Raw genomic sequence first — 447 nt, 5'->3', positions numbered from 1 at the left:
CTTCAGCTCTGGCGTGATGTAGCGCTCGGCGTTCTTGAGCGTCTGGYGCCGGCGGTAGTCGTCGGGCACCTTGTCCGCCTGGCCGTTCGTCACCTCTATATAGAAGCCATGCACGCGGTTGTACTCCACGCGCAGGTTGGCGATGCCCGTACGGGAGCGCTCGCGTGCCTCGAGGTCAATCAGGAACTGGCCGCAGTTCTCGGAAATGTCTCGTAGTTCGTCCAGATCGGCATCGTAGCCGCGCGCAATCACGCCGCCGTCGCGCAGCACCGTGGACGGTTCCTCGGCGACGGCTCGCACCAGCAGGCCGAGGCAGTCTTCCGGGATTTCGAGGTCGTCGAGGGTCTGCGCCAGCAGCGGGGCGTMGTCGGCCAGCGTCACGGTGGCGCGCACGTCGGGCAGCGCGCGCAGGGTGTCGCGCAGCGACGACAGGTCGCGGGGCCGCGC

1 pseudogene is annotated in these 447 nt (G+C 68.1%); it reads right to left on the bottom strand.

From position 1 onward, the window contains the following. Positions 1-447, bottom strand: a pseudogene (locus AC1DMU_RS29705) (DNA mismatch repair protein MutS); the annotation flags it as partial.

Source organism: Bacillus sp. 01N45 (genome assembly GCF_056399205.1).
This window is presented reverse-complemented; position numbering and strand designations above follow the sequence as displayed.